The sequence below is a fragment of the Streptomyces sp. PKU-EA00015 genome, from assembly GCF_013387495.1.
In the GTDB taxonomy this organism is placed as follows: domain Bacteria; phylum Actinomycetota; class Actinomycetes; order Streptomycetales; family Streptomycetaceae; genus Streptomyces.
Genome location: NZ_JABZEE010000015.1, coordinates 16,336 through 41,524, shown reverse-complemented (window position 1 = coordinate 41,524; position 25,189 = coordinate 16,336). Strand labels below are relative to the sequence as shown.

General features: G+C 70.8%; 28 protein-coding genes. 10 read left to right on the top strand and 18 right to left on the bottom strand.

The features are described 5' to 3' along the window. Positions 1-23 precede the first annotated feature (23 nt). Positions 24-929 carry a LysR substrate-binding domain-containing protein gene (locus HW130_RS13460; RefSeq protein WP_177149775.1) on the bottom strand — a complete coding sequence of 302 codons (906 nt, stop codon included), beginning with the start codon at positions 927-929 and terminating at the stop codon, positions 24-26. Between the two features lie 151 nt (positions 930-1,080). Between HW130_RS13460 and HW130_RS13455 the strand changes: the two genes are divergently transcribed. From HW130_RS13455 to HW130_RS13440, 4 genes are read left to right on the top strand one after another with little or no spacing between them, the layout of a single operon-like run. Continuing rightward, complete coding sequence (locus HW130_RS13455) at positions 1,081-1,998, top strand: CoA transferase subunit A (RefSeq protein WP_177149938.1); 918 nt, start codon at positions 1,081-1,083, stop codon at positions 1,996-1,998. Between the two features lie 56 nt (positions 1,999-2,054). Then, the gene (locus tag HW130_RS13450) at positions 2,055-2,948 is read left to right on the top strand and encodes a CoA-transferase subunit beta (protein ID WP_256356067.1); all 894 of its coding nucleotides are present in this window, start codon (positions 2,055-2,057) and stop codon (positions 2,946-2,948) included. 41 nt (positions 2,949-2,989) lie between these two features. Further along, complete coding sequence (locus HW130_RS13445) at positions 2,990-4,489, top strand: 3-hydroxyacyl-CoA dehydrogenase (protein WP_177149774.1); 1,500 nt, start codon at positions 2,990-2,992, stop codon at positions 4,487-4,489. Positions 4,490-4,502: 13 nt separating this feature from the next. Further along, a complete protein-coding gene (locus HW130_RS13440; RefSeq protein ID WP_177149773.1) occupies positions 4,503-5,690 on the top strand; it encodes an acyl-CoA dehydrogenase family protein in 1,188 nt (395 codons plus the stop codon). A gap of 63 nt (positions 5,691-5,753) precedes the next feature. Here the strand turns inward: HW130_RS13440 and HW130_RS13435 are convergent, their stop codons facing one another. Next, positions 5,754-7,415, bottom strand: a complete 1,662-nt coding sequence (locus HW130_RS13435) for an FAD-dependent monooxygenase (RefSeq protein ID WP_177149772.1) — start codon at positions 7,413-7,415, stop codon at positions 5,754-5,756. 268 nt (positions 7,416-7,683) lie between these two features. Between HW130_RS13435 and HW130_RS13430 the strand changes: the two genes are divergently transcribed. After that, positions 7,684-8,907, top strand: coding sequence for a serine hydrolase domain-containing protein (locus HW130_RS13430; protein ID WP_177149936.1), 1,224 nt, complete (start codon positions 7,684-7,686; stop codon positions 8,905-8,907). A gap of 268 nt (positions 8,908-9,175) precedes the next feature. Here HW130_RS13430 and HW130_RS13425 read toward each other — a convergent pair whose 3' ends face one another. Further along, positions 9,176-9,775 (bottom strand): dihydrofolate reductase family protein, encoded by a 600-nt coding sequence (locus HW130_RS13425; protein WP_177149771.1) that lies wholly within the window; start codon positions 9,773-9,775, stop codon positions 9,176-9,178. 236 nt (positions 9,776-10,011) lie between these two features. Further along, positions 10,012-10,503, bottom strand: a complete 492-nt coding sequence (locus tag HW130_RS13420; protein WP_177149770.1) for a lamin tail domain-containing protein — start codon at positions 10,501-10,503, stop codon at positions 10,012-10,014. A gap of 353 nt (positions 10,504-10,856) precedes the next feature. On the opposite strand from HW130_RS13420, the gene HW130_RS13415 reads away from it, so the two are divergent. Next, positions 10,857-11,420 carry a hemerythrin domain-containing protein gene (locus HW130_RS13415; protein ID WP_177149769.1) on the top strand — a complete coding sequence of 188 codons (564 nt, stop codon included), beginning with the start codon at positions 10,857-10,859 and terminating at the stop codon, positions 11,418-11,420. A gap of 15 nt (positions 11,421-11,435) precedes the next feature. Here the strand turns inward: HW130_RS13415 and HW130_RS13410 are convergent, their stop codons facing one another. Next, a complete protein-coding gene (locus HW130_RS13410; RefSeq protein WP_177149935.1) occupies positions 11,436-12,575 on the bottom strand; it encodes a M20/M25/M40 family metallo-hydrolase in 1,140 nt (379 codons plus the stop codon). A gap of 639 nt (positions 12,576-13,214) precedes the next feature. Then, positions 13,215-14,240 (bottom strand): zinc-binding dehydrogenase, encoded by a 1,026-nt coding sequence (locus HW130_RS13405; protein WP_177149768.1) that lies wholly within the window; start codon positions 14,238-14,240, stop codon positions 13,215-13,217. Positions 14,241-14,375: 135 nt separating this feature from the next. Between HW130_RS13405 and HW130_RS13400 the strand changes: the two genes are divergently transcribed. Next, positions 14,376-14,843, top strand: coding sequence for a MarR family winged helix-turn-helix transcriptional regulator (locus tag HW130_RS13400; protein WP_177149767.1), 468 nt, complete (start codon positions 14,376-14,378; stop codon positions 14,841-14,843). A gap of 266 nt (positions 14,844-15,109) precedes the next feature. Here the strand turns inward: HW130_RS13400 and HW130_RS13395 are convergent, their stop codons facing one another. From HW130_RS13395 to HW130_RS13360, 8 genes are read right to left on the bottom strand one after another with little or no spacing between them, the layout of a single operon-like run. Then, positions 15,110-15,523 (bottom strand): gas vesicle protein K, encoded by a 414-nt coding sequence (locus HW130_RS13395; protein WP_177149766.1) that lies wholly within the window; start codon positions 15,521-15,523, stop codon positions 15,110-15,112. Then, on the bottom strand, positions 15,513-15,752 hold the full coding sequence (locus HW130_RS13390; protein WP_177149765.1) for a gas vesicle protein: 240 nt from the start codon (positions 15,750-15,752) through the stop codon (positions 15,513-15,515). The genes HW130_RS13395 and HW130_RS13390 overlap by 11 nt, the downstream gene beginning before the upstream one ends. Then, on the bottom strand, positions 15,749-16,564 hold the full coding sequence (locus HW130_RS13385; protein ID WP_177149764.1) for a GvpL/GvpF family gas vesicle protein: 816 nt from the start codon (positions 16,562-16,564) through the stop codon (positions 15,749-15,751). The genes HW130_RS13390 and HW130_RS13385 overlap by 4 nt, the downstream gene beginning before the upstream one ends. Beyond that, entirely contained in the window at positions 16,557-16,988 is a 432-nt protein-coding gene (locus HW130_RS13380; protein ID WP_177149763.1) for a gas vesicle protein, read from the bottom strand. The genes HW130_RS13385 and HW130_RS13380 overlap by 8 nt, the downstream gene beginning before the upstream one ends. A 31-nt stretch (positions 16,989-17,019) precedes the next feature. Beyond that, on the bottom strand, positions 17,020-17,271 hold the full coding sequence (locus tag HW130_RS13375) for a gas vesicle protein GvpG (RefSeq protein WP_177149762.1): 252 nt from the start codon (positions 17,269-17,271) through the stop codon (positions 17,020-17,022). A 10-nt stretch (positions 17,272-17,281) separates the two neighbouring features. After that, the gene (locus tag HW130_RS13370; protein WP_177149761.1) at positions 17,282-17,995 is read right to left on the bottom strand and encodes a GvpL/GvpF family gas vesicle protein; all 714 of its coding nucleotides are present in this window, start codon (positions 17,993-17,995) and stop codon (positions 17,282-17,284) included. A 3-nt stretch (positions 17,996-17,998) separates the two neighbouring features. After that, a complete protein-coding gene (locus tag HW130_RS13365; RefSeq protein WP_177149760.1) occupies positions 17,999-18,466 on the bottom strand; it encodes a gas vesicle structural protein GvpA in 468 nt (155 codons plus the stop codon). A gap of 31 nt (positions 18,467-18,497) precedes the next feature. Next, positions 18,498-18,788: a gas vesicle protein gene (locus tag HW130_RS13360; protein ID WP_256356080.1), complete on the bottom strand. Its 291-nt coding sequence runs from the start codon at positions 18,786-18,788 to the stop codon at positions 18,498-18,500. A gap of 244 nt (positions 18,789-19,032) precedes the next feature. On the opposite strand from HW130_RS13360, the gene HW130_RS13355 reads away from it, so the two are divergent. After that, the gene (locus HW130_RS13355; protein ID WP_177149758.1) at positions 19,033-19,839 is read left to right on the top strand and encodes a histone protein; all 807 of its coding nucleotides are present in this window, start codon (positions 19,033-19,035) and stop codon (positions 19,837-19,839) included. Positions 19,840-19,843: 4 nt separating this feature from the next. Next, positions 19,844-20,806 (top strand): SRPBCC family protein, encoded by a 963-nt coding sequence (locus HW130_RS13350; protein WP_177149757.1) that lies wholly within the window; start codon positions 19,844-19,846, stop codon positions 20,804-20,806. Between the two features lie 55 nt (positions 20,807-20,861). Here HW130_RS13350 and HW130_RS13345 read toward each other — a convergent pair whose 3' ends face one another. Next, positions 20,862-21,299: a hypothetical protein gene (locus HW130_RS13345; protein WP_177149756.1), complete on the bottom strand. Its 438-nt coding sequence runs from the start codon at positions 21,297-21,299 to the stop codon at positions 20,862-20,864. Between the two features lie 84 nt (positions 21,300-21,383). Here HW130_RS13345 and HW130_RS13340 point away from each other — a divergent pair, with 84 nt between their 5' ends. Beyond that, the gene (locus HW130_RS13340) at positions 21,384-22,058 is read left to right on the top strand and encodes a metalloregulator ArsR/SmtB family transcription factor (RefSeq protein WP_177149755.1); all 675 of its coding nucleotides are present in this window, start codon (positions 21,384-21,386) and stop codon (positions 22,056-22,058) included. A gap of 45 nt (positions 22,059-22,103) precedes the next feature. Here HW130_RS13340 and HW130_RS13335 read toward each other — a convergent pair whose 3' ends face one another. From HW130_RS13335 to HW130_RS13325, 3 genes are read right to left on the bottom strand one after another with little or no spacing between them, the layout of a single operon-like run. Continuing rightward, positions 22,104-23,108 (bottom strand): ABC transporter substrate-binding protein, encoded by a 1,005-nt coding sequence (locus HW130_RS13335; RefSeq protein WP_177149754.1) that lies wholly within the window; start codon positions 23,106-23,108, stop codon positions 22,104-22,106. 51 nt (positions 23,109-23,159) lie between these two features. Then, positions 23,160-23,987: an ABC transporter ATP-binding protein gene (locus HW130_RS13330; RefSeq protein WP_177149753.1), complete on the bottom strand. Its 828-nt coding sequence runs from the start codon at positions 23,985-23,987 to the stop codon at positions 23,160-23,162. Next, on the bottom strand, positions 23,987-25,066 hold the full coding sequence (locus HW130_RS13325) for an iron ABC transporter permease (RefSeq protein WP_177149934.1): 1,080 nt from the start codon (positions 25,064-25,066) through the stop codon (positions 23,987-23,989). Before HW130_RS13325 ends, HW130_RS13330 begins: the two co-directional genes overlap by 1 nt. Positions 25,067-25,189 lie beyond the last annotated feature (123 nt).

Genomic DNA, 25,189 nt, shown 5'->3' with positions numbered 1-25,189 from the left:
CGACCACTGAGACGTGAATGCTCTCAATCCTCGTCGCCCGGCGGTGTGGGCAGCGCCTGCTCCGCCACGGCGAGGACGGCCCGCAAGGCGGCGGACGGGTTGTCGGTCCGCCAGGCGAGGGCCGCCCGCATCCGCACCGGCTCCCCTTCGAGCGGCCGGTAGGCGAGGCCGGTCTGCTGGATGTGCTGGACGGACGTGAGGGTGAGAGTCACCCCCACCCCGGCGGCGACCAGCGCGAGGATGGTGTGCGAGTCGGGCGCCTCCTGGACGACCCGCGGGGTGAAGCCCGCCGCCTCGCAGGCGGCGACCGTCACCGCGCGCACACTCGATCCCGCGTTGGCGGGGAAGCTCACGAACGGATCGTCGGCCAGTGCCGCGAGGGGGATGCGGTCGCGGCGGGCCAGCTCGTGGTCGGCGGGCAGGGCACAGACCAGTTCCTCCTCGCCGATCGCCCTGGCCTGTACACCGGGCTGGGTGACCGGCAGCCGTACGAACCCGAGGTCGAGGGACCCCTCCGCGACACGGGTGAGCGCGACGTTGGCGTACGTCTGGCCGGTCAGGACGAGCTCGATCCCGGGGTGCGCGGCCCGCACGGCCCGGGTGAGCAGCGGCAGCGCCTCGTGACTGGAGGCGCCGGCGAACCCGACGGTGACCCGGCCGTACTCACCGCGGCCCGCGGCCTTGACCGCCCGGACGGCCAGGTCGAGGTCGGCGAGCACGGTGCGCACGGGCTTGAGGAACGACTGCCCGGCGCTCGTGAGCCGCACCGAGCGGGTGTTGCGCTCGAAGAGCTGGACGCCGAGTTCCTTCTCCAGCTGGCGGATCTGCTGGCTCAGCGGCGGCTGCGCCATGTGGAGCCGACGGGCGGCGCGGCCGAAGTGCAGTTCCTCGGCAACGGCGACGAAGGCGGTCAGATAGCGCAGCTCCACAGCGACTCCCGGGCAATTTATCAATCCAACGTCTCGATCTGACCTTAATTCGGTATTGGACGGCAATCAATGCTCCCTGTCACGGTGTGAACGACCGCCCCCGCACCGGACCGCCGAGGAGCTGCCAGCCGTGGACCACGTGGACAAGACGATGACGATGAGGGACGCGATCGCGTCCTTCGTCCAGGACGGCGGCACTGTCGCGCTGGAGGGATTCACCCACCTCATCCCCACCGCCGCCGGCCACGAGATCATCCGCCAGGGACGCCGGGACCTCACCGTCGTACGGATGACCGCCGACATCGTGGTGGACCAGATGCTGGCTGGGGGCTGCGTGAGCAGGCTCGTCTCGTCGTTCGTCGGCAACTCGGCGGCCGGGTCGCTCGGTGAGCTGCGCCGCCGCATCGAGCGCGCCGACCCGGATCCGCTGGTGTACGAGGAGTACAGCCACTACGGCATGGTCTGCCGCTATCTCGCCGGAGCCCAGCGGCTGCCGTTCTACCCGCTGCGCTCCTACGGCGGCAGCGACCTCACCGGGGTCAACCAGGGGCTGCGCAAGGTGACGTCCCCCTACCCGGGTCCGGACGGCGAGCCCGAGCAGGTCTATGTCGTGCCGCCGCTCAACCCGGACGTGACGATCGTGCACGCCCAGCGCGCCGACCGGTCGGGAAACACCCAGCTGTGGGGCCTGACCGGCATCCAGGCCGAAGCGGTCTACGCCGCCCGCAAGGCGATCGTCGTGGTCGAGGAGATCGTCGACGACGAGGTGGTGCGCTCCGACCCGAACCGCACCCTGATCCCGGCGCACGCCGTGGACGCCGTCGTCGAGTGCCCGCGTGGCGCCCATCCGTCCTTCGCGCAGGGCTACTACGACCGTGACAACGCCTTCTACCGCGCCTGGTCCCACATCAGCAAGGACCCCGAGCGGCTGCGGAGCTGGCTCGCGGAGTGGGTGTACGGCACCCGCGACCACGCCGAGTACACCGCGAAGTTCGGTGAGGAGTTCTGGACGTCGCTCGCCGTGGGCGAGGCGCTCAGCCTGCCTGTGAACTACGGGCGCCGGCTGTGACCGGACACGACTCACCAGAAGGAACCGGCCGCCCGCACTCCGAAGGAGCCCACGCCATGACGACCGCCGCGACCGACGCCACGCCTCCGCGCCTGCCCGCGGCCACGCCCCCACAGCGGGCAGGCACCGCGACTCCACAGCCCGTCGGCGACACCTCCGCCGAGCCGTCCGGGGCCACATCCCCCGAGCCTGTCGGTGGCACGTCGTCGGAGCTGCTCGCCGTGGTCGCCTCGCGTGCGCTGGCGGGCCGGCGCACCGTGTTCGCCGGCATCGGCCTGCCCACGCTGGCCACCTCGCTGGCACAGCTCACGGTCGCGCCCCGGCTGGAGGTCGTCTACGAGTCCGGGGTGTGCGGGGCCCACCCGTCCCACCTCCCGGAGACGATCGCGGACGCGGTGCTCATCACCGGCGCCGAGGCCGTGCTGACGATGCCCGCACTGTTCGGCTACGTCCTGCAGGGCGGCCACATCGACGTCGGGTTCCTCGGCGCCGCGCAGATCGACAAGTGGGGCAACCTCAACTCCTCCGTCATCGGCGACTGGCACTCCCCCGGCGTACGACTGCCCGGCTCCGGCGGGGCCATGGAAGTCATGGCCAACGCCCGCGAGGTCTTCGTGGTGATGCGCCGCCACACCCCCCGCTCCTTCACCGCGGAACTGGACTTCTGCACCTCCCCCGGCCCGGACCGGGCACTCGCGGACGGCATCCGGCCGCTGGGCGCGGGCGTCACCAAGGTCATCACCGATCTGGGCGTGCTGGAGCGCGCGGGCGCCGGCGAGGAACTGCGCCTCGTCGCCGTGCACCCCGGTGTCACGGTCGGGCAGGTGCGGGAGGCGACGGGCTGGGACCTGAAGGTCGCCGAAACCCTCGCCACCGTAGAGCCGCCGACGGAGGAGGAACTGCGGCTGCTCCGCGAGGACGTCGACCCCAAGCGCGTCTACCTGCGCTGACCACCAAGGCCCCCTCTTTCCCGAATGTGACGAGTGATCAGATGCGCATCAGAATCGCGGGCGCCGGAGTCATGGGCCGGGGCATCGCCCAGTGGGCCGTGACCGCCGGCCACACCGTGGAACTCTGCGACGCCCGCCGCGAGTCCGTGACCGAGGCGGTCGCCTTCGTCCGCGCGATGCTGGAACGGGCCGCACAGAAGGGGCGGATGACGGCCGAAGCCGTCGAGTCCGCCCTGGATCGCCTGCTGGAGCTGGACGATCCCGCCGCGCCGGGCCCGGACGTCGACCTGGTCGTCGAGGCCGTGCGCGAGGACCTGACCGCCAAGACGGAGCTGCTGCGGAAACTGGAGGCGGTCCTGCCCGCCCGCACACTGTTCGCGACCAACACCTCCTCGCTGTCGGTCACGCGCATCGCCTCCGGGCTCGACGACCCGTCGCGGCTCGCGGGACTGCACTTCTTCAACCCCGTGCCCCTGATGAGGATCGTGGAGGTCGTCCCCGGGATGCTCACCCGGCCGGACGTCCCCTCCGTGCTGGCCGATCTCGTGCGGTCGACCGGCCACAGCGCGGTCGTGGTGGCGGACACGCCCGGCTTCCTGGTCAACCACGCCGGGCGGGGCCTGGTCACCGAGGCGCCGGCACTGCTCGAGGAGTCCGTGAGCGACGCGGAGGGCATCGACCGCATCGCGCGCGACGTACTCGGCCTGCGCATGGGCCCGTTCGAGCTCATGGACCTGACCGGTCTCGACGTCACCGCCACGGTCGTCGACACCATCTGGGAGGGCTTTCGGCACTCCGACCGGCTCCGCCCGTCGTACCTCACCCCGAACCGGGTCGCGGCCGGCCTGCACGGCCGCAAGACGGGACGCGGTTTCTACACCTACGGGGCCGATGCCCCCGCTCCGGCCGCCGAACCGCCGGTGACCGGCCATGCGCACCGCCCGGTGCTCGTCGCCGGTGAGGGGCCGGACGCGGACGTCCTCCGCGACGCCCTCACCGCATCGGGCGCCCGGCTCGACGCCGCGCCGGAGGCCCTGGTCCTCGTCCCCACCTGGGGCACGACCGTGGCCTCGGCTGTCGCCCGCGACGGACTGCCCGCCGCCCGTACGCTGGGCGTCGACCCGCTGTCCCTCGGCACGCCCCGCCGGGTGCTCGCCCTGACCCCGGCCACGGACCCGCAGGCGGTACGCGACGCCCGCGCCGTCCTGGCGGCGGACGGCCACGCCGTCAGCGTCGTACGCGACACGGCCGGCGGTGTCGCCCAGCGGCTGCTGGCGTCGATCGTCTCCGTCGCCACCTCGATCGCCGAGCGCGGCATCGCCTCGCCGGCCGACATCGACACGGCGGTCACCGCCGGCCTCGGCTACCCCGCAGGCCCCCTGGCCTGGGGCGACCGCATCGGCGCCGCGCGCCTGCACACGCTCCTGGAGGCCCTGCACCGCACCACGGGCGATCCCCGCTACCGCCCCACCCGCTGGCTCACCGAGCGCGCCCAGCTGGGGCTCCCGCTGACCGAGCCGGGCGTCTCCCCCGGCTGCTGAAGGAGAACACACCATGCTGAACAGGGACTTCGGTCTCACCGAGACCCAACGGGACTTCCGCGCGATGGCGGCGGAGTTCGTCGACACCGAGATCCTTCCCCACGCCCGTGACTGGGACCGCGCCGAGCAGGTCGACCCCGGCATCCCCAAGCGCCTCGGCGAACTGGGCTTCCTGGGGCTGATGCTGCCGGAGCAGTACGGCGGCATCGACGTCGACATGCTGTCGTACGTCCTCGTCACCGAGGAACTGGGCCGCGGCGACTCCTCGGTGCGCGGCATCGTCTCGGTGTCGCTCGGCCTGGTCGCCAAGACGATCGCCACCCACGGCACGGACCAGCAGAAGGAGACCTGGCTGCCCGCCCTGGCGAGCGGCGACGCACTCGGCTGCTTCGCGCTCACCGAACCCGGCACCGGCTCCGACGCGGCCTCCCTCACCACCCGCGCCACCCGCGACGGTGGGGGCACCTCCCGGACGAAGTCTGGGGGAGACTGGATCATCGAGGGCAGCAAGATCTTCATCACCAACGGCACCGTCGCCGACGTCGCTCTGACGTTCGCGCGCACCGGCGAGAACGAGATCACGGCCTTCCTGGTGCCCACGGACTCCCCCGGCTTCACCGCCACGGAGATCCACGGCAAGCTCGGACTGCGCGGCCAGGCGACCGCGGAACTGTCCTACGACCGGGTCCGGGTCCCCGACCGGGCACGGCTCGGCCCGGTGGGCAAGGGCCTGGGCATCGCCCTCGGCGCGCTGTCCCGGGGCCGCATCTCGGTGTCGGCGGGTGCGGTCGGTGTGGCCCAGGGCGCACTGGACGCGGCCGTCCGCTACTCCACCGAGCGCACCCAGTTCGGCAGGCCGATCGCCTCGTTCCAACTCGTGCAGGAGCTCCTCGCCGACTCGGCCGTCGACGTGCAGACCGCCCGGCTGCTCACCCACCACGTCGCACGGCTGGTGGACGCGGGCGCCGGTCCCAAGGAGTACGCGACGGACGCCTCGGCCGCGAAGTACCACGCCAGTGAGACGGCGGTGCGGGTCAGCAACAACTGCCTCCAGGTCTTCGGCGGTTACGGCTTCATCGACGAGTACCCCGTCGGCAAGTACCTGCGCGACGCCCGCGTTCTCACCCTCTACGAGGGCACCAGCCAGGTCCAGAAGCTGATCATCGGCCGCGCCCTCACGGGGATCGACGCGATGAGCTGACGGGGGACGGTCCACCGGACCGCCGGTGCCGGCAGCCCGGCCGTCCGGCGGACCGTCTTCCCCTCATCCCCCGGCAGGATCCGAAAGAGAGGGCCGGCGCGGTGCCCCGAACACGCCGGACAAGTACGCGGCCAGCCTCTGTCCGTCCCCCGCGGTCAGGCGCAGGCCCAGATAGCCGTCCGGCCGGATCAGGAATGCGGTGGGGCCCCGTGCAGCGTAGAGGCGGCGGAACTCCCCACGGCTGTCGTGGCGGGAGGCAAGGCCCAAGAGGCCGTCCGGCCGGGCGTCGGCCCCCAGAACGGCACAGCACCGCACCTGGCCGTGCGTGCGGCGTTGTGTCTCCACCACCAGTCCGGCAAGCGGCCCGAAGGACCCCGTGTCCTCGGCGTACAGCAGCAGTGTGTGGCCCTCGTGGTCGCGCAGGACGTCGAACAGCCGCTCCGGAAACCTCGCGACGGTGCCGACGAGGCCACCGCAGTCCGGTGCCCGGTCACCGGAGCCGGGTCCGTGGAGGCCGGCTGCCCTCGGGCCGACGATCGGACTGCCCCGGTAGGCGACCAGCAGTTGGGCCTCGCGCAGCATCAGCGTCGCCGGGTCCTCCGGATCGGCCTGCACGCCGCCCGCTGTCGCATGACGCACCGTGCGGCCCACCACCTCCTCGCCCACGGGCCTGCGTTCGGCGTCGTAGCTGTCGAGCAACCGAGGATGCGCGGTGCCCGCCACGGCGAGTGCCAGCTTCCAGGCCAGATTGACGGCGTCCTGGATGCCGGTGTTCATGCCCTGCGCGCCGGTCGGCGGATGGATGTGCGCGGCGTCGCCGGCCACGAAGACCCGGCCGGCGCCGTAGCGGTTCACCAGTCGGTGACTGATACGGAAGACGGACGACCAGCGCAGCGCCGCCGCGGTCGTCGGCTCGGGTGCGAGCCGGTCGAGAACGGCCTGGACGTGTTCGAGCCCCGGGGGCCGGTCGCCCTCCAGACCGTGTGCGACACCGTCGTCGGCGGTCCGTCCGGCCGTGGACAGCTCGGGAGGTACGAGCATGGACATGCGGTAGCGCGAGCGGCCAGGCAACGGGATGCACACGAGGACGTCGTCCGGCGCGTCCTGCCTCCGGTGCGTCGAACGCACCCCGTAACCCGGCGGCAGACTCCAGTCGACCTCCACGTCGGCCAGCATGAACTCCTCGGGGAACGCACCGCCTTCGAACGAGAGCCCGAGCGCCTTGCGCACGATGCTGTGCGCGCCGTCGCATCCGACGAGGAAGCGGGACCTGACCTCCTCCTCGCCGCCGGACGGTGTGACGATCCGGTTCCACACCCCGTCCGCGTCCTGCTCGAACGAGACCAGCTCCACACCGCGTTCGATCCGCGTGTCCCAGCGCGCGAGGTGCTCCTCGAGGAGCCGCTCGGTCTCGTACTGAGGGAGCGCGGCGAAGCCGTACGGCACCTCCGGCGGCAGCTTCATGTCGAAGCGCAGGTGTTCCGCGCCGTCGACATACGTCAACTGCCCTCGCATCGGCACGGCGACGTCCGCGGCGGCGCGTGCCAGACCCATCCGGTCCCAGATCTCCAGGGTCCTCGGCTGGATCCCAACGGCCTTCGCGTACGGCAGCCTCGCCGGCAGTTTGTCGATGATGCGGCAGGAGACGCCGCGCCGCCGCAACTCCACGGCGGCGGTGAGCCCGACCGGCCCGGCGCCGACCACCAACACGTCGGTGTGCCCCACTGGTCTCTCCCGTCGAAGACCCCCTGCACCGCCTGACGTCACGGCTGCGCCCCGTCCATGGTCACCCGGCCGGCGGCGTCCGGCTACTTGTGCCCACGCCCGGCCCACCGGCCGGGCGCGCACGGTTCGGCGAGGCCCGCAACCCGAGTGCCACCATGCGGGGCCGACCCGCCGGGCCTAGCGTGGAGGAGGAGTGATGTCCTCGATCAGGACGTCCTCGTCCGGACGTCCTCGCCCGGCAGGAGGTCTGCCCGTGAGGTATTCGCAGATGCGCTGGCGCAGGGCATGCGTGACCGTGGCCGCGGCCGCGATGCTGACGGTGCCGCTGTCCACAGGAAACGTGTACGGCGTCGCACCGGCGCTGGGGCCGTCCGTCTCCGCGTCGGTCTCCGGCGACAACGACTTCCCCGAGCTCGGCCCGGCCGTCGCCGCGCGTCTGGACACCGCCGTCCGGCAGGTCATGCGCGAGGCGAACGTGCCCGGCGTGATGGTCAGTCTGTCGGCGCCAGGCAAAGGGAGCTACGTCCGGACCTTCGGCGTCGCCGACAAGGCCACCGGCGCCCCCATGGAGCCGAATCTGTACATGCGTATCGGCAGCGAGACCAAGACCTTCACCGTGACCGCACTGCTCGAACTGGTCGACGAGGGCAAGGTGGGTCTGGACGATCCGATCGACAAGTACATCAAGGGAGTTCCCAACGGAGACAAGATCACCCTGCGCAACCTGGCGAACATGCGCAGCGGTCTGTTCAACTACTCCATGGACGAGGACTTCGTCAAAGCACTGGAGTCGGATCCGAAGAAGCCCTTCACCCCCCAGCAGTTGCTGGACTACGCCTTCAAACACCCGGTGCAGTTCCAGCCCGGTGAGGAGTTCGAGTACAGCAACACCAACCTGATCCTGGTCGGCCTGGTGGTGGAGAAGGCCGGTGGCATGCCGCTGAACGAGTTCGTCGACCAGCGGGTCGTGAAGCCGGCCGGGCTGCGCCACACCGTTTTCCCCACCGGCGCCGAGTTCCCCAGCCCGCACGCCCACGGCTACACCAACCAGACGGCCTCGGGAAAGATCGAGGACACCGTGGACTGGAATCCCTCCTGGGCCTGGGCGGCCGGAGCGATGGTCTCCGACCTGCGGGACCTGCGCAGGTGGGCGCGCACTCTGGCCACTGGCACCCTGTTGTCCCGCGAGACGCAGGAACAGCGCCTCAAGACGGAGCCCACGGAAATTCCGGGCGCCGGCTACGGGTTGGGGATTTTCGACATCCAGGGCTGGATCGGCCACAACGGCTCCCTGCCCGGCTACGAGTCCCTCACCATCTACTTCCCCGAGTCGCAGGCCACGCTGGTCGTGCTGCTCAACACGGACGTCCTGCACGACAACACGGAGCCCAGCACCCTCTTCGGCGAGGCGATCACCCGCATCGTCACCCCGGACAACGTGTTCAACATTCCGGTCGTGGCGAGCCGGCCGTCGCCGTCGCCGACGTCCTAGGGACGGCGGACCGCCTCGTCCGCGCGGCGGCGACGCGACGGCCGACCCGGCGCTCCGAGCGGGGAGCCGGCTGCGGTCGCCTGACTGTGTGTGCGCTGTCGGACGCGGGGAATTCTGTGCCGGGAGGCGTGGCTCATGGACGACCTGGGGCCTTGGCTCGCGACCGAGTACACCGCCGTGCACGGCGAGAGAGCACCACGGCCCTGAGCCGCCGGGCATGCCAGCGGCTCAGGGCCGGAGGGATGTCTCCCTCACTTCGTCAGGGGTCTTACGCCAAGGACTTCCGGGCGTAGGTGAGGAAGACCGCCCCGCTCTTCAGGGCGGTGTGGCCCGTCAGTTCCCAACCGCGGGGGTCGAAACCGGCCTTGTGGGAGAAGAGCGGTATCCCGGTGCCGATGGTCAGCGGGCCCAGTTTGACGATCAGCCCGTCGATCTCGGAGTAGAGCGCGCCGGCCAGTTCGCCACCGCCGAGCAGCCAGATGTCCTTGCCGTCCTGCTGCTTCAGCTCCCGTACCTTGGCGACCGGATCCCCGGCGACGAGTTCCACGGCGGGGTCCGGGCTCTCCGTCAGGGTGCGGGAGAACACCAGGTGCCGCAGGTGCGGGTAGGCGTCGGTGACGCCGGCGTGGAGACCGATCTCGTAGGAGCGGCGCCCTTCGAGAACGGTGTCGAAATGTGTGCCGCCCGCCGTGACCGACAACGCGGCCCGGGCCGGGCCGGGGAGGGTCTCCGGGTACTCGGCGACGAGGTGCTGCACGTAGTCCTCGGGGATCGGCCAGAAGCCGTCCGGTCCGGTGGGGTCGGCACCGTCCGGTCCCGCGATGAAACCGTCGATGGTGGAGGCGATGTAATAGACGAGTCTGCGCACGAGCACCCTTACGTAGTCCGTTGGTCGTGTGGAACCTTACGAGGCCGGCGTGCCGTCAGGCACTGCCTCGCACCGGCTTCCCGGCCGAAGGGAAGTGGCCTCAACGACTCTGCGCACACCTGCTGTTGACCTCCTGTGGCGGCAAAGCCGTCAATATGTCTCCCGCCGGGGCCGTGGAAGAGCTCGCCACAACATGGGAGCCCCGCGAGCGGACGGCTCGCGGCAGCCGTCACGGTTCAGTGGAACGTGACGTAGCCGTTGCCGTCGCGGTCGTTCACGCTCTTGGTGTAGGAGTGCACGTCGGCGCGGCTGCCCGACGGCTTGTAGAAGTAGATCGTGTCCCGGTCGTTGTTCCATATGAAGTTGCAGTTGTCGCGGTAGACGACGTTGCCGGCGTCGGAGTCCGTGCCGTTGCCGCCGCGGAGCTTCACGTAGTCACCGGGCTGCAGGTAGTGGTTGGCGGTGAAGGTGAAGCGGTTGCCGGCAGCGTCCTTGACGTAGTAGCCCCGGAGGTTGACCGTCGCCGACGACGAGTAGTTCTTGATGGTCAGGTACTCCTCGTGGGTGTTGCCGGTCGAGCAGCTGTTGGAGTCTCTGCCCGGTGCGTCGTACTGGACGCCGCGGAGCTTGAGCGCGGAGGAGTATTCGGCGGCCTGGGCCGGGCTCGCGGTCAGAGCGGCGAGCGTTCCGGCCGTGACGGCTGCGGCGATGACGGCATGGATGCGCACGTGAGGTCCCCCCTCAATAGTGTGATGAGCGGCAGAAGCCTACAGAAACGACGAGTCGCTTGTTAGCGTTTCAAGTTCTTATCCCGGACGATTCCGGATGCGCCCACACCGATCGGCCGCAGCGAGCGGTACCGGGACGCGGGGACCGCCGCCGTTCAGCCGGACCTCAGGGGTGAGGTCGCCCGCCCACCGGTGCACCGGCACGGAATGTGACCCGAATGGGCTCTCCGCCGACCGTGGGCGGCGGGGTAACGGTTGTGTGGGCTCGGCTCGCCGCGCGTCGCCGCGGACAACGTCACCGCTTCGTCCCGAACCGGTGCGGCCGGTGCCCGTCACAAGGACAGGGAGGCGTCATGGGACACGGTGGAAACGTCATCGAGGAATTGACCGCGGACCACCGCGAGGTCGATGCCCTGTTCGAGAAGATGAATGGGCTGCCGACAGCCGACCCCAAGCGACGGGAGCTGGCCGACCGGCTCACCTTGGAGCTGGTGCGGCACTCGGTCGCCGAGGAGGAGTACCTCTACCCGGCGGTGCGCCGGTACGTCGACGGCGGCGACGACCTGGCCGACAAGGAGCTCGCCGACCACGCCGAGGTCGAGCGCATGCTCAGGGAACTGGAGAGCTGCCGGCCCGTCGACGACCGGTTCGACACGCTCCTCGCCCACCTCAAGACGTCGGTCGCCTCCCACGTCCAGGACGAGGAGAACCGCCTCTTTCCCCTGCTGGCCGACGCCTGCCCCGCCACCGCGCTCGACGAACTCGGCGAGAGGATCCGCTCGGTGAAGAAGGCGGCCCCGACCCGGCCGCACCCGTCCGCTCCCGACAGCCCGCCTGCGAACAAGATCCTCGCGCCCGGCGCCAGCATGGTCGACCACCTGCGCGAGCTGCTCACCGGCCGCGGCCACCCCAGCTGACCCGGTGGTCGCGGCTCACGGCCTCGTGCGAGCGCTCACAGCTCGCGTGCTCTCGTTGTCCTCTGTGTTCCGCAGCGCGTGCACCAGTCCGGCGACCAGGTTCGCCCGCTCGGCCATGGCCTCGATCACCAGGTACTCGTGGTCGGCGTGGGCGCCGCCTCCGACTGCTCCGAGGCCGTCGAGTGTCGGCACGCCCAGCGCGGCTGTGAAGTTGCCGTCGCTTCCGCCGCCGACGGCCATGCCTTCGAGGCCGGGAAGCAGCTTCTTCGCCACCGCGAAGAGCTCGGCCGACGCCGACTCGGGCATCGGTGGCCGGCCGACAGCTCCCCGCACCGTGATCTCCGCCCCGTCGAGATGGGGAGTCAGTGCCGCGAACGCGGATTCGACGCGTTCCTTCTCGTCGACCGACTCGACCCGGACGTCGACGACGACGGTCGCCTGTGCGGGAACGACGTTGCCCTGGGTTCCCGCGGACGCGACGGTCGGGGTGACCGTCGTGCCGATGTCGGGTCGAGAGAGCGCTGCGATGTCCAGTACCTGGTGCGATGCCTCGATCAGGGCGTTGATCCCGGCCTCGGGCTCAAGGCCCGCGTGCGAGGCCCGGCCCGAGACGGAGACCTCGAACGTGCCGCACCCCTTGCGGCCGGTCTTCAGGGCGCCGCCGTCAGCGGCGCCTTCGAGCACGAGGACGGCGCCGCAGGCGAGGGCTCGTTCTTCGACGAGCGCACGAGAGGAGCGTGAACCGACCTCTTCGTCGGCCGTCACCAGGATCTCGACGCCCGACCGGTCGGCCAGCGTGGCCAGGCCGTGAACGGCCTGGACCACACCGCCCAGCATGTCGAAGACCCCGGGGCCGGTGGCGTGGCCGTTTTCCACCGTGAACGGGAGGCGTTCAAGGGTTCCGAGCGGAAACACCGTGTCGTGGTGACCGAGGATCAGCACTTCGGGGTCGCCTCCGGCTGACCAGTGGACATGCGGCCCGGCCTCGCTCTCGACGAGGACGGCCTGCCCGCCGAGCCGGCTCTCGATGACAGAGGCGACGGCTTTCGCCGATGCCCTCAAGGCGTCGAGATCGCGCGAGGGAGACTCGGTCTCGACGAGTGTCCTCAGGTCCTCGATCATCGCGTCGACGCTCACATCGGCGCTCTGGTGCATCGTCACGGCGCAAGAGTACTTCGTGCGCCGTGACGGAACGCGGCCCGCCTGCCCCGGGGATCGGAGCTCAGCTCCCGTCGGCCGGAGTCACGTCGGTGAGCCTCCAGCGCTGGTCTCCAGCCGGGGCAACGTCCGCACCCTGGAGGCGATCGCCACCTCGGCCGCGCAGGAGGGCTGCGCGGTCACAGAAGCCGCTGCCCGCCCGTCACTCAACGGTCGGCGCACGAGGGCCTGTTGACGGGACGCGTTCCGACCGGCGCTGCGGGGCCCGTACGGCAGCCGGGGCCGCCACACCGTCGGCTGTCCGGCTTCACACCGCCGAGCCGGCCTCTTCCTCGCCGCGGTCGAGGCCCAGTCGCCCGCCGGGGCCTGAGCGGCGGGGGACCGGGGCCGAGCGGACCGGGCACGCCACTGCTGCCGTTGCCGGTCGGGCCAAGGCTCATGTCGACGAGGTCCACACCGTCGGCGGCCGCCCGGTCGAGGGCGGCCCTTACGGGCCCGGGGGCCCTGCCCGGCACCTGACAGTCCGGGCGACCGAGCACCCCGGCCTCTACGGAACGGCGGTGACCGGCCGGCCCCCTCACGGCGACAGGAACTCGGTGCGCGGCACAGGAGGTTGTCCTCGGGGCCGGGAGCGGATCAGTCCACCGTCAGGATCACCTTGCCGGTGATCTCTCGCCGCTCCAGGGCCGCGTGGACGTCGGCGGCCTGCATCAGCGGGTGGACCGCGCCGATCTCCGGATCGATGACACCTCGGTCCGCCATGTCCAGCAGACGCTCCAGACTGCCTCGGTACCAGTTGCGGTCCGACCCGATCTCGTGCGGCACCATGCTGAGCGCGGTGCGGCGTCCGGGTCGCAGGTTCATGAGCTTCACGCGCATCGCGCCGCGCACGGTGTCGGCGGCCATGCGACCGGGGCGCCCGGAGAACGCGTAGCTCACCAGCACCCCGCCCGGTGCCAGCAGGCGGTGGCCCTTGGTGAGATTGACGCCGCCGATGTGGTCGAACACGGCTTGCACACCGCCCGGTTCACGGTCGCGGACGACGGCCTCGAAGTCCTGGCGGCGGTAGTCGATGAACGTCACGCCGTGCCGGGCGAGCCGTTCCTCGCTGCCTGCGGCGGACGCGGTGCCGTACATCCGCAGGCCTCGCAGCTCGCCCAGCCGGCTCAGCGCCCGCCCCACTCCCCCGCTCGCCCCGTGGATCAGTACGGCGCCCCCGGCCGGGACCCGGCCGTGGGTCTCCAGCACGCTCAGCGCAGTGATCCAGTCCAGCGGCACGGCTGCCGCGGTGAGCGGGTCCAGCCCGTCCGGGAGTGGCACCAGCTGCCACATCGGCAGGCTGATGTACTCGGTGTACGCGGCCATCCTGGTCAGGGCGACCGCCACGCGCGCTCCCTCCCGCAGCCAGTGCGGCCGGGGTCCGTCGAGCACGAAGTCGGCTACCTCGCCGACGAGTTCGTAGCCGGGTGTGAACGGCGCCTTGCGCTGGAGCAGATAGTCGCCGCTGCGGGCCATGAGGTCGGTGAAACCGACTCCGACGGCCAGCACCTTCAGCCGCGCGTACCCCGGGGGCGGTGCGGGGAGGGTCGCTTCCACGGGTTCGAGCACCTCGGGTCCGCCGAACCGCGTCGCGACGATCCTCCGGTAGGGGATCTCGTTCATCTCTCCACCTTTCATGTCGTGTCACAAGGTTGCACGACACATAATTGCCCGGCCGACTTCCTCCGCGCACCGATCAGCAGATGAATGCCGTGTAACCTTTTGCTCCCGTCCACCGACACCGGGAGCCCTGCACCAATGGAGCCGGCCGAAGAACTGCGCTTCCTCGTCCTGGCCGCACAGCGCGAGGGCAATCGCCAACTCGCCCACGGACTGCGGCCGCTCGGGGTCACCCCCGCCCAGGCGGAAGTCCTGCGTCTGCTCGCCGAGCGGCAGCCGCTCAGCCTGTCGGGTCTCGGCGCCCTGCTGGTGTGCGAGAGCGGAAGCAACCCGAGCCGCTTGCTCGACCGGCTCGTCACGGCGGGACTCGTGCGCCGCGAGGAAGGCAGCAGCGACCGCCGCCAGGTCCAGCTCACGCTCACCCCGGCCGGCCACGAGACGGCCCGGGCCGTCGCCTCGGTCGAGTCGGACCTGCACGCACGCATCGCCGCGGCCGCGGAGGGCCACGACGTCGATGCTGTACTCGGCTTCCTGCGCGCCCTCGTCGCCGGCCAGAAGTCGGGTGACGCGGTGGCCCGCCGCACCGGGCGGCCGGTGGTGGCTTAGGACGTCACAGCGCGCGGAGCCGGGCAGGGCGCCCTTCACATCGTGCGCGCATCATCACACGATCCTCACAGCGCACCGTGCTCGACCTGCTCCAGCGGGGCTACCCGGAAGGCAGGACGCTTTCTTCGCCTCCGGGGAGGCCGCCGTGATAGCCGTCGCTCTGCTCATGCCCCTGCTGCTGCTGGGTCTGCTCCTCGTGCTCGATCGCTACGAGGACTACATGACCGCCACCACCCGCACGCCCCGCCACGCGGACCGCACCGGCGTCAGTCGGAGGGCGGGAGCAGCGGGCCGAGCGGCCCGAGATCCAGGTTGAGATCGTCCATGGTCAGCCCGTACTGAGCGCACAGACCCGTCATGCGGTCGTGCAGGATCATGAGGGTGGCCCCGAGCCGCTCCTCCTGTTCTTCGCTGAGATCCCCCTGGTCCACCCGGTGCAGCGCCTGGCGCTCCATGAGCTGACGCAGCAGCTCGACCAGGGTCAGGACCAGTCTGACCAGGTCCCGTTCCACGGTGTCGGGATCGGCGGTGATCCGGCGTGACGGGGTCCGCGCCGGTGGTTCCTCTCCCACCGACGGCAGGTCGCGTGGTGTCGCGGGGAGCAGGTGGAAGGCGCGGGCCGCGGCGTCCGCCACCTCGTCGAGGCGATCCCTCGCAGGGTCCCGGTCCTCAGACGTCATGGCTGTCCCGCGAAGCGGCGGGTATCGCCCAGGGCGACGGGTTCTCGGGGCCGATGGACACGATCAGGGCGCGCAGCGAGACGCGTACGAGATCGATGTCGGCGACGGACAGGACCACGTCACCGGTGATGACCGCCCCGCCGCTGAGCAGCCGGTCGAGCAGGTCGATGAGCGCGACCTGCCGCCCGTGCAGAGGTTCCGGCTCTGGGAGGTCCCGGGGCTCGGTCATGGGGCCGCACCGCCCGTGGAGTCGTCGGAACCGGCGGCGGGCGTGGCGAACGAGTAGGGCGCCCACGGTCCCGTCACCTCGACGCGCACGCCCGTGAGCCCGTCGGCCGCCTGCGCCACCTCGGCACGGAACGCCTGCGCTCGGTCCGCGTGCACCAGGTAGGCGTCGTTGAGGACGTTCTCGTCCGCGGAAGCGGCCAGGGCACCCTGCTGGACACGGTGGCGAGCGCGGCCGGCCGCGTGCCGGCGCCCTGCCGCTTCGACCCGTTCGGCCGCCACGCCGGCGGCCCGGTACACGTCGTCCCGGACGCCCTGCTGCGCCCTGCGCTGCCGCAGGTACGCGCGCCCGGGACTGAGGTCCGCCGCCTCGCCGGGGGCGGGGGCGGCGGAGGCCGCGGCGGGGTCGGCATAGATCTTGACGCCCCACTCGAGGTGCCCGGCCAGTCGTTCCAGCCGCTCGCCGAAGGTGCCGGCCCCGCTGTCCAGGGCCCTGCGCGCGCCGTCGTCGTCGAGGTACACGGTCGCCAGGCGCATGGGCAGGACCGTGGTGCGAGCGGCCAGTGCGTCGATGACGACGTGGTGAGCGCGGGCGACCGCCTCCAGCCAGTCCAGGTCCTCCAGGTGCCGCTTCAGGGCCGCCTCGTGGAAGTCGTCCGCGGGGACGGAGCTGACGGCGAGCAGGAGCCGGTCGTCGCGGGTGGAGGCCATCAGGCGCACCGATGCGCCGGCGACACCCGTCAGTGCGCCCGCGACATCCGCCAGTCCGTCGGCGTCCCGCGCCACGGCGTAGGCGTAGAGCACCTGGTCACTCATCGCGTCCGCTCCCCCGACGACGCCTCTCGCGGGGTTCTCCTTCGCCCTCGGGAAGCTCCGCGTCCTTGCGGAGGGCGTCGATCTCGGCCCGCAGTCGCCGGTTCTCCTCGGCGAGGGCCCTCTCACTCCTTCTGCCGGACGGCAGGGAGGTGTCGGACCTGGCCCTGGACGACAGTGAGGGGTCGTGCTCCCACCAGTCGATGCCCATCTCCTTCGCCTTGTCCACCGAGGCGACGAGCAGGCGCAGTTTGATGGTCAACAGCTCGATGTCGAGCAGGTTGATCTGGATGTCCCCCGCGATCACGATGCCCTTGTCGAGCACCCGCTCGAGGATGTCGGCGAGATTGGCGGAGGAACCCTGCCCGTAGGGCGGTGCCGCTCGTGACGGGTAGGAGCCGAGCCGGTTGGCAGGAAGATCGCTCACCGTGAGGCCCTCGTTCCCTCGTTGTGTGCTGTCACGGCCGCAGACCGTCGCGGTAGGCCCTGATCTCCTCCAGCCGGTCGAGCAGTTCGTCCTCGCGCCGGTCGAACGTCTCCTCGTCGATCTCACCGGCGAGGAGTTGCCGCTCCAGCTCCGCGAGTTCGCGCTGCACCGGCGCGGGGTCGTAGAACTCGTCCTCGGCGGCCTCCATAACCCGCTCCACGACCCACACGACGCCGCGAACCGGTGCGAGGGGCAGGGTGGCGAGCTGGGTGAACACTCCCATGACGATTCCTTCAGACGAAGCTGTAGGGGGGCAAGGGGCCGTTGAGCCGGAAGTGGACGTCCTCTCCCATCTGATTGGCGAGGCTCAACTCGGTGGTGACGAAGAGCTCTTCCTGGTCGCCCGGCACGAGGAAGGAGATGTTGAGGAAGTCCTCGCCGGTCGGCTGCGCCTGCTGCTGGTCCCGGGCGAACGGGCGGAGCGCCTCCACCACGCCCGAGGCCAGTGCCTCCTGCCGTGCCCGCACCTCCCCGGCGACCAGCTCACCGAGGCGTACCTGCGCGTCCGGGGCAGCCGTGCCCCTGCGGATCTCGTCGTTGAGTTCCCGGGCCGTGTCCGACGCGAGCAGAATCTCGCGCAGCAGGGCTTCCTCGTCCTGCGACACCTTCAGGTTGTACTCGGCACAGCCCTCCAACGCCTTGAGCCTGTCCGTGTACTCCCCGGCGCGCTCCTCCAGTACGCCGCGGACGGCTTCGTCGTCCGGGGCCAGAAGGCCGAACCGAAGCGGCAGCACCGTGCCGTCCTCCATCAGCCGGTCCTGGACTCGCTGGTGGGCGCTGATGTCGCGGCGCTTGGGACGCAGGTCGTCCGGCGCGTCACTGACCACTGCGCACAGCGTTCCACCGGTCACGGTGCGCAGCCGGGCAGGCGGGTCACCGACGCCCTCGAGACCATCGAGCCGGACCGGGTGCTGCTTGCCGGTGATGGAGTAGATGTAAACGGCCATGGCTCATTCCCTCTCGCGCGGCGAACTCCTCGTGCGACGGGCGGTGGTGCGGCGGGCGGGCCGCCGCCTTTCGACGGGCTCCTTCTCCTCGTCCTCCTCCTCGCCCTCGTCACGTTCGGTCACGCCTTTCAGGGAGTCGGTGACCGCTTCGACCGCGCCGGTCAGGGCACCCTTGGACTTGCCCTTGGCACCGCTTTCCACCGAGTCGCCGACGATGTCGGTCAGCTGGGTCGGTGCCTTCCTTCCGGTCTCCAGATCAAGGCGGTTGCACGCCTCGGCGAAGCGCAGGTACGTGTCCACGCTGGCGACGACGACGCGGGCGTCGATCTTGAGGATCTCGATTCCCACCAGAGAGACGCGGACGAAGACGTCGATCACGAGACCGCGATCGAGAATGAGGTCGAGAACGTCGTAGAGGCTGCCCGTGCCGCCTCTGGAAATGCTGCCGCCGCCTTGCGGCACCATGGTCATGGTGCCTCCCTTCGCGGGCTGATGAGAGCTCTCAGCCGTCCCGGTCGATGTGCCCTCGGGTGTAGCGTCGGGTCTTCTCGTAGCCGAGCAGGTTGCCCTCCTCGTCCAGTGTGACGCGGTAACTCGCCATCACGCTCGTGGTCTCGGGGATCCGCTCCAGCTCCAGGACCTCGACCCGCGCCTCCCAGCCGTCGGACGTGGGCTGGATCGCGGAGACCGACTCCGGTGTGCGGCCGAGCAGCTCCTGGAGTTGTTGGGCCGCGGCTCGCATGGCGTGGACCACGCCGGGTGAGCGGCCTTCGGCAGGTTGTTCAGGAGCCATGATCTCCCCGACGCTCGGAGCGGAAGCCATACGCCTGACAGAAACATACAATTTCATCATATAGGGATGTCTCTTACCCCATCGAAAAACCCGGCCGGTAGCAGCGGGTGAACCGGCGGTCGCCGTCGGTCCGGCCCTGCGCACGGCCAGGTGAAGGCCCCAGGGGGCCTGCTCGGTTCAATCGTGGCCCGTGCAAGGGCTGTTGGCTCCCGGCCGTCTCTCGCCTCTCCGAAGGGACCAGCCGATGAAAGACATGAACAAGATGGCCGTCGCGGCCGCCATGGCAGGTGGATACGTGCTCGGGCGGGCGAAGAAGGGACGCCTCGCCTTCGGGGTGGCGACCTACCTCGCGGGCCGCCGCTTCGGGCTGGACCCTCGGCAGCTCGTCACCCAGGGACTGCGCCAGCTCGGCGACATCCCGCAGGTCGCGCAGTTGAAGGATCAGGTGCGGGGCGAGGCCCTCGACGCCGGCCGCAAGGCCTTGACGGCGTCCGCCGACCGCAAGCTCGCCGACCTCGCCGACTCGCTCCACGAACGCACTCTCCGGCTCGTGGAACCGGAGGAAGAAGCCGAAGAGGAAGAGATCGAGGGGCGCGAGGAGGAACAGCCCGAAGCCGAGGAAGAGCTCGAGGGCGAGGAGGAGCCGGAAGCCGAGGAGGAAGAAGAAGAGGAGGAGGGCGCGGAGGAACCGGAAGCCGAGGAAGAGGAAGAGGAAGAGGAAGAAGAGGAGCGGCCGCGGAAGCGTCGCCGCACGAGCGCAGCCGAGGAGGGCCGCCCGAGGACGCCGGCCCGCAGGAAGAAGACGGCGGCGCCGGCCGGCCGGAAGAAGACAGCGGCGCCGGCCAGGCAGGCCGCGAAGAAGCAGGCGCCCGCGAAGAAAGCGGCGGCGAAAAAGACCCCCGCGAAGAAGGCCGCGGCCAAGAAGGCCCCTGCGAAGAAGACGGCGGCGAAGAGGGCGCCCGCCAAGAGGACCGCAGCGAAGAAGGCCCCTGCGAAGAAGGCGACCGCCAAGAAGACGACAGCCAAGAAGACGGCGACGCGACGGAGGTAGGGCCATGGCCACCACAGATCGCGACACCGGCCGCGGCGAAGCCTCGGGGCTGGAGCTGTTGCGTGACGAACTGATCGACCACCTCAGTGCGCAGGTGGAGGTCCTGGCGGGCAAAGCGGGCGACAAACTGGCGGGTCTGACGGACCAGCTCCTGGACGTGGCCGAGAACGGCGGCCCTCTGCCCCGAGCGGGTCTGCGCGTGTTCCAGGGGGACTCCCCGCTGAAGGCCCTGGTCGGCGAGAAGTTCAAGAGCGTCAAGGACAACGTCGTCGGAAAGGCGAAGGACATCACCGGTGGTGGCGGCGGAAAGGGCCGCAAGTCGGGCAGCACCAAGGTGATGAACATCGTCGAGGCGCTGGACGTCGGCGTACCGGTCCGCACCGCGTACGACCACTGGACCCAGTACGAGCAGTTCAGCAGCTTCACCAAGGGTGTGCGCAGCGTGTCCCAGGGCGACGAGACGACGAGCGACTGGAAGGTCAAAGTGGGCCCGTCGACCCGCGGCTGGAAGGCCACCGTCCAGGAGCAGGTGCCGGACGACCGGATCATGTGGACCTCCGAGGGCGCCAAAGGCACGACCCGCGGCTGCGTGACGTTCCACGAACTCGCCCCGAGCCTGACGCGCATCGTCCTCGTCGTCGAGTACTACCCCGCCGGGTTCTTCGAGAAGACCGGCAACCTCTGGCGCGCCCAAGGACGGCGCCTGCGCCTCGATTTCAAGAACTTCCAGCGCTACGTCACTCTCACCGAGGAGGAGCCGGAGGGCTGGCGCGGCGAGATCCGTGACGGCGAGGTGGTGCGGACCCACGAGGAGGCTGTGGAGGAAGAGGAGGAAGCGGCCGCACACGAGGACGAGGACGCGGAGGCCGAGGGCGCGTACGGCGAGGAGGAAGCCGAGGAAGGCGAGGACGAGGAGGGATACGAGGACGAGGAAGGGTACGAGGAGGAGGACGAGGACGAAGAGTGAGCCACCGGCGACCGGTCCGCGGGACCTCTTCGGGGCCCGCGGACGCGGTGGCGCGTCAGCGCCCCTGCCCGTCGCCGTGGTACCGCTGGGCGAGCCTTGCCAGCGCGACCGCGCCGAGCAGCAGGCCGAAGTCGCGCAGCGCGATGTCGTAGTGGCCCGGAATGGTCAGCAGGTTGACGATGATGCCCGCCAGCCAGCCGGCCACCAGCCAGCCCCCGAAGCGCGGGGCCAGGGCGACGACGACGCCTGCGACGATCTCGATGACCCCCACCGCGTACATCGCGGCCTGGGCGCTGCCCGGCGCGAGGTCGTCGATCCACGGCGCCAGGTAGGCGGGCCAGTCCACGAGCAGGTTGGCGAACTTGTCCAGCCCGAACAGCACCGGCGCCACCGTGAATCCGGTGCGCAGGATCAGAAATGCCTGGTAGCCCGGGTCGGTGAGCGCGCGCCGCCGGGCGGTGCCGGACCGGGGGGTGGTGTCTGCGGATGACATGATGCCTCCTTCTATCGACAACTGTTATTGACGATAGAAGGGCCTCGTTCTTTAGTCAATGGCGATGGGTTTTACACTGGTGACGTGGACGCACCGCAGGAAGCACGCGACGCCGACGTCTCCGCCATCGCCGCGCTCGACGAGCCGACCCGCAGGAGGCTGTACGACCATGTGGTACGGCAGTCGGACCCGGTCAGCCGGGACGAGGCCGCGACGGCCCTGGGCCTCGCGCGGCAGACCGCGGCGTTCCATCTGGACCGGCTGGCCGACGAATCGCTGCTCGACGTGGTCTACGAGCGCCGCAGCGGTCGGGCGGGACCGGGCGCGGGCAGGCCGGCCAAGCTCTACCGGCGCTCGGCGAAACAGGTCGCCGTCAGCCTGCCGGACCGGCGCTACGAGCTGGCCGGACGGCTGCTGGCCCAGGCCGTGGAGGAGTCCGCGGCGACCGGCGAGCCCGTACGGACCGTGCTGCACCGCAAGGCAGAGGAACTGGGCACGCAGCTGGGCGAGCAGGACGACAACACCGGTGTCCTCGACCTGCTGGAGCGGTACGGCTTCGAGCCGCGTCGCGAGGGCGACGCCATCACTCTCGCCAACTGCCCCTTCCACGCCCTGGCACGCGCCCACACCGAGACGGTGTGCGGCATGAACCTGCACCTGCTGCGCGGCATGCTGCACGGGCTCGGCGAGGAGACCCTCACGGCCCGCCTCGCCCCCACCCCGGACCGGTGCTGCGTACGGCTCGACCCGGGCGCCTGACGACGAGGGGACAGGGCCGGCCCGGCCGGGGGCACACAGCCGGTCTCAGCGAGGCGTCACCGACCGCAGGTAGGCGCCGAGTGCCGCGACGGCCGCCGGATTACGGGGGCTTTCCACCAGGTCGACGTAGTCCAGCACAAAGATGCGCCGGTGCTCGACCGCCGACACCTGGGCGAGCGGCGGGTAGGAGAGCAGGAAGTTCTTCTTCTGCTCCGCGGTGGTGTCGCCGTAGTCGTTGACCACGATGACGTCGGGGTCGCGCTGGACGACGGTTTCCCAACCCACCGTCGTCCACGAGTCCTTCAGGTCCTTCATGATGTGGTCGCCGCCGGCCTTGGTGATGATGTCGTCCGGCGCGGCGAAGCGGCCGGACGTGAAGGGCTTGTCCTCGCCGCTGTCGTAGAGGAAGACCGTCGGCCGGTCCGCCCCCTCGGGCGCCTTCGCCTCGGTGGCGCCGATCTGCCGGCGGAAGTCCGCGATGAGCTTCCGCGCCCGATCCTCCACGCCGAAGAGCTTCCCGAGGTTGCTGAGATCGGTGTAGAGCGCCTCCAGGGGCGGCATGATGCCCCGCGCCTTGTCGCGGCCGTTGCGGCAGGACTCGGTGAGGACGTACGAGCTGATGCCGACCTTGCGCAGTGCGTCCGGTGTCAGGCCGTTCTCCTCGCCGAAGCCGTAGTTCCAGCCCGCGAAGACCAGGTCGGCACGGGCGTTCAGGACGACCTCCTTGGTGATCCGGTCCTTGGAGAGCCACGTCACCTTGTCGTAGCCGGTTTTCCAGGGAACGCCGGTCAGGTCGCCCTTGTCGTCCGGCATGACGAAGCCGGCCATCCGGTCCTCCAGGCCGAGAGCGAGCATGATCTCGGTGATGCCCACGTCGTTGGTGACCACCCGTTCGGGGACCTTGTCGTACGTCACCTGGCGACCGCAGTTGGTCAGGGTGACCGGGCCGTTGCCCTTCGCCTGGGGCGTCGGTGCGACATGCGCGCCGCACGCCGTCAGACTCAGGGTGAGCGCGGTGGCGAGGGCCGCGCGTCGCAGGGCGGGGACCATGGTGCTCCTCATCGGCAGGGGTACGGGGAAGCCGAGGACGTTCGTCTCAGCTCAGGAAGCGGGCAGGTCGTCGGGGCGGGCGATGCGGTCGAACAGCAGTTGCACGGCGTCCGTCACCGGATGCCGTACGCGGTGTGCGCGCACCCCGAAGACGTCGGCCAGCAGCTCGGGAGCCAGGACGTCGTCCGGCGGTCCGGAGGCGACGATGCGGCCGTGCGCGATCACATACAGCACATCGCAGTGGCCCGCCGCCAGGTTCAGGTCGTGCAGGGCGGTCAGTACGGTCGGTCCGCCCCCGGACTCGGTCCAGGAAGACCCGCAGGCCCGCACCAGCGACAGGACGTCCAACTGCTGGGCGATGTCGAGGTGGTTGGTCGGCTCGTCGAGCACGAGCACACGGGGCTGCTGGGCCAGCGCGCGGGCGATCAGGACGCGCTGCCTCTCACCGCCGGACAGGGACAGGAAGGACCGTTCCGCGAGGTGAGCCGCGCCGACCCTGGTGAGGGCGTCGCGGCAGATCCGGGCGTCGTCCGGGGATGTGCGACCGCCCGGGACCGGGCCGCGCCGGTGCGGCAGGCGCCCCATCTCCACCACCTGGGCCACCGTGAAATCGAACTCGGCCGACGACTCCTGCGGCAGTGCGGCGAGCCGGCGGGCGCCGGCGCGCGCGTCCATGGCGTGCAGGTCCTCGCCGTCCAGGCGCACGGTGCCGGCCGCGGGACGCAGCGCCCGGTACACGCAGCGCAGCAGGGTCGACTTGCCGCTGCCGTTCGGCCCGACGAGGCCGACGACCTGGCCGGGAGCGGCGTGCAGGGTGATGTCCCGGACGAGGCGGGCGCCCGCGACGTCGACCGACAGGTCCTCGATGTCGACACGCATCAGCGGCCCCCGAACGCGTAGCCGCGGCGGCGCATCAGCAGCAGGAAGCAGGGCACGCCCACGACGGCCGTGACGACGCCCACCGGCACCTCCGCCGGGGCGAGCACCGTCCGGGAGACGACGTCCACCCAGACCAGCAGCACCGCTCCCGCGAGCGGTGTCACGGCGAGCACCTGCCGGTGGTCGGCGCCCACCACCATCCGTACGAGGTGCGGCACCATCAGGCCGACGAATCCGATCGCCCCGCTCACCGCCACCACGGTCCCGGTGACGGCGGCCGTCACGACGAACAGTTCCCGGCGCAGCCGTCGGGCGTCCACGCCCAGTGCGGCGGCCGTCTCGTCCCCCATGGCAAGGGCGTTGAGCCGCCCCGCCGACAGGGCGAGATGGACCGCCCCGGCGAGCACGGTGGCGGCCGCGACCGGCACCGAGCCCCAGGTCGCCCCGCCCAGGCTGCCGAGCAGCCACATCATCGCCGACCGGGCGGCTTCGCCACGGTCGGCACTGAACACCATGAGGGTGGTGACGGCCGAGAAGCCGTAACTCATCGCCGTACCGGTCAGCACCAGCCGCAGCGGCGTCAGGCCGTGTGCACTGCGCGCCGCCGCGTACACCAGGACCATGGCCGCCAGCGCCGAGCCGAACGCGGAGACCGGCAGCGCCCACATGCCCAGTACGGAGAACGCCCCCAGGAGGATCACCGCGTTGGCCCCGACTGCCGCCCCGGAGGAGATGCCGAGCACGAACGGGTCGGCGAGCGCGTTGCGCACCATGGCCTGTACGGCCACACCGACGGTGGCCAGGCCGGCGCCCACGACCGCCGCCAGGACGGTTCGGGGCAACCGGATGTGCCACACGATGGCGTAGGCGGACTGTTCGTCGGCCCGTATGGTGCCGCCGGTCAGCCCGGCCCGCAGCAGGTGCAGCACCTGGCCCCACGTCAGGTCCGAGGCTCCGAGGCCGACCGCGCACACGAGTGAGAGGAGAAGGAGGGCGGCGAGTGTGCCGGCGAGCGGCGGGGCCGGTATGCGCCGCGGGACGGGCGGAGCCGGCGCGGCGGTGGCCGCGGACGGGGACATGCTGACGGACACGCGTGCGGTCCTTCGCCTCGGGCCGCGTCCGTACACATCAAGGGGTGGCCCTCATGACGAGGACGTACGCCATCCCTCTCGCAGTCCGCGGCGAGCAGTCGGGAACTCCAG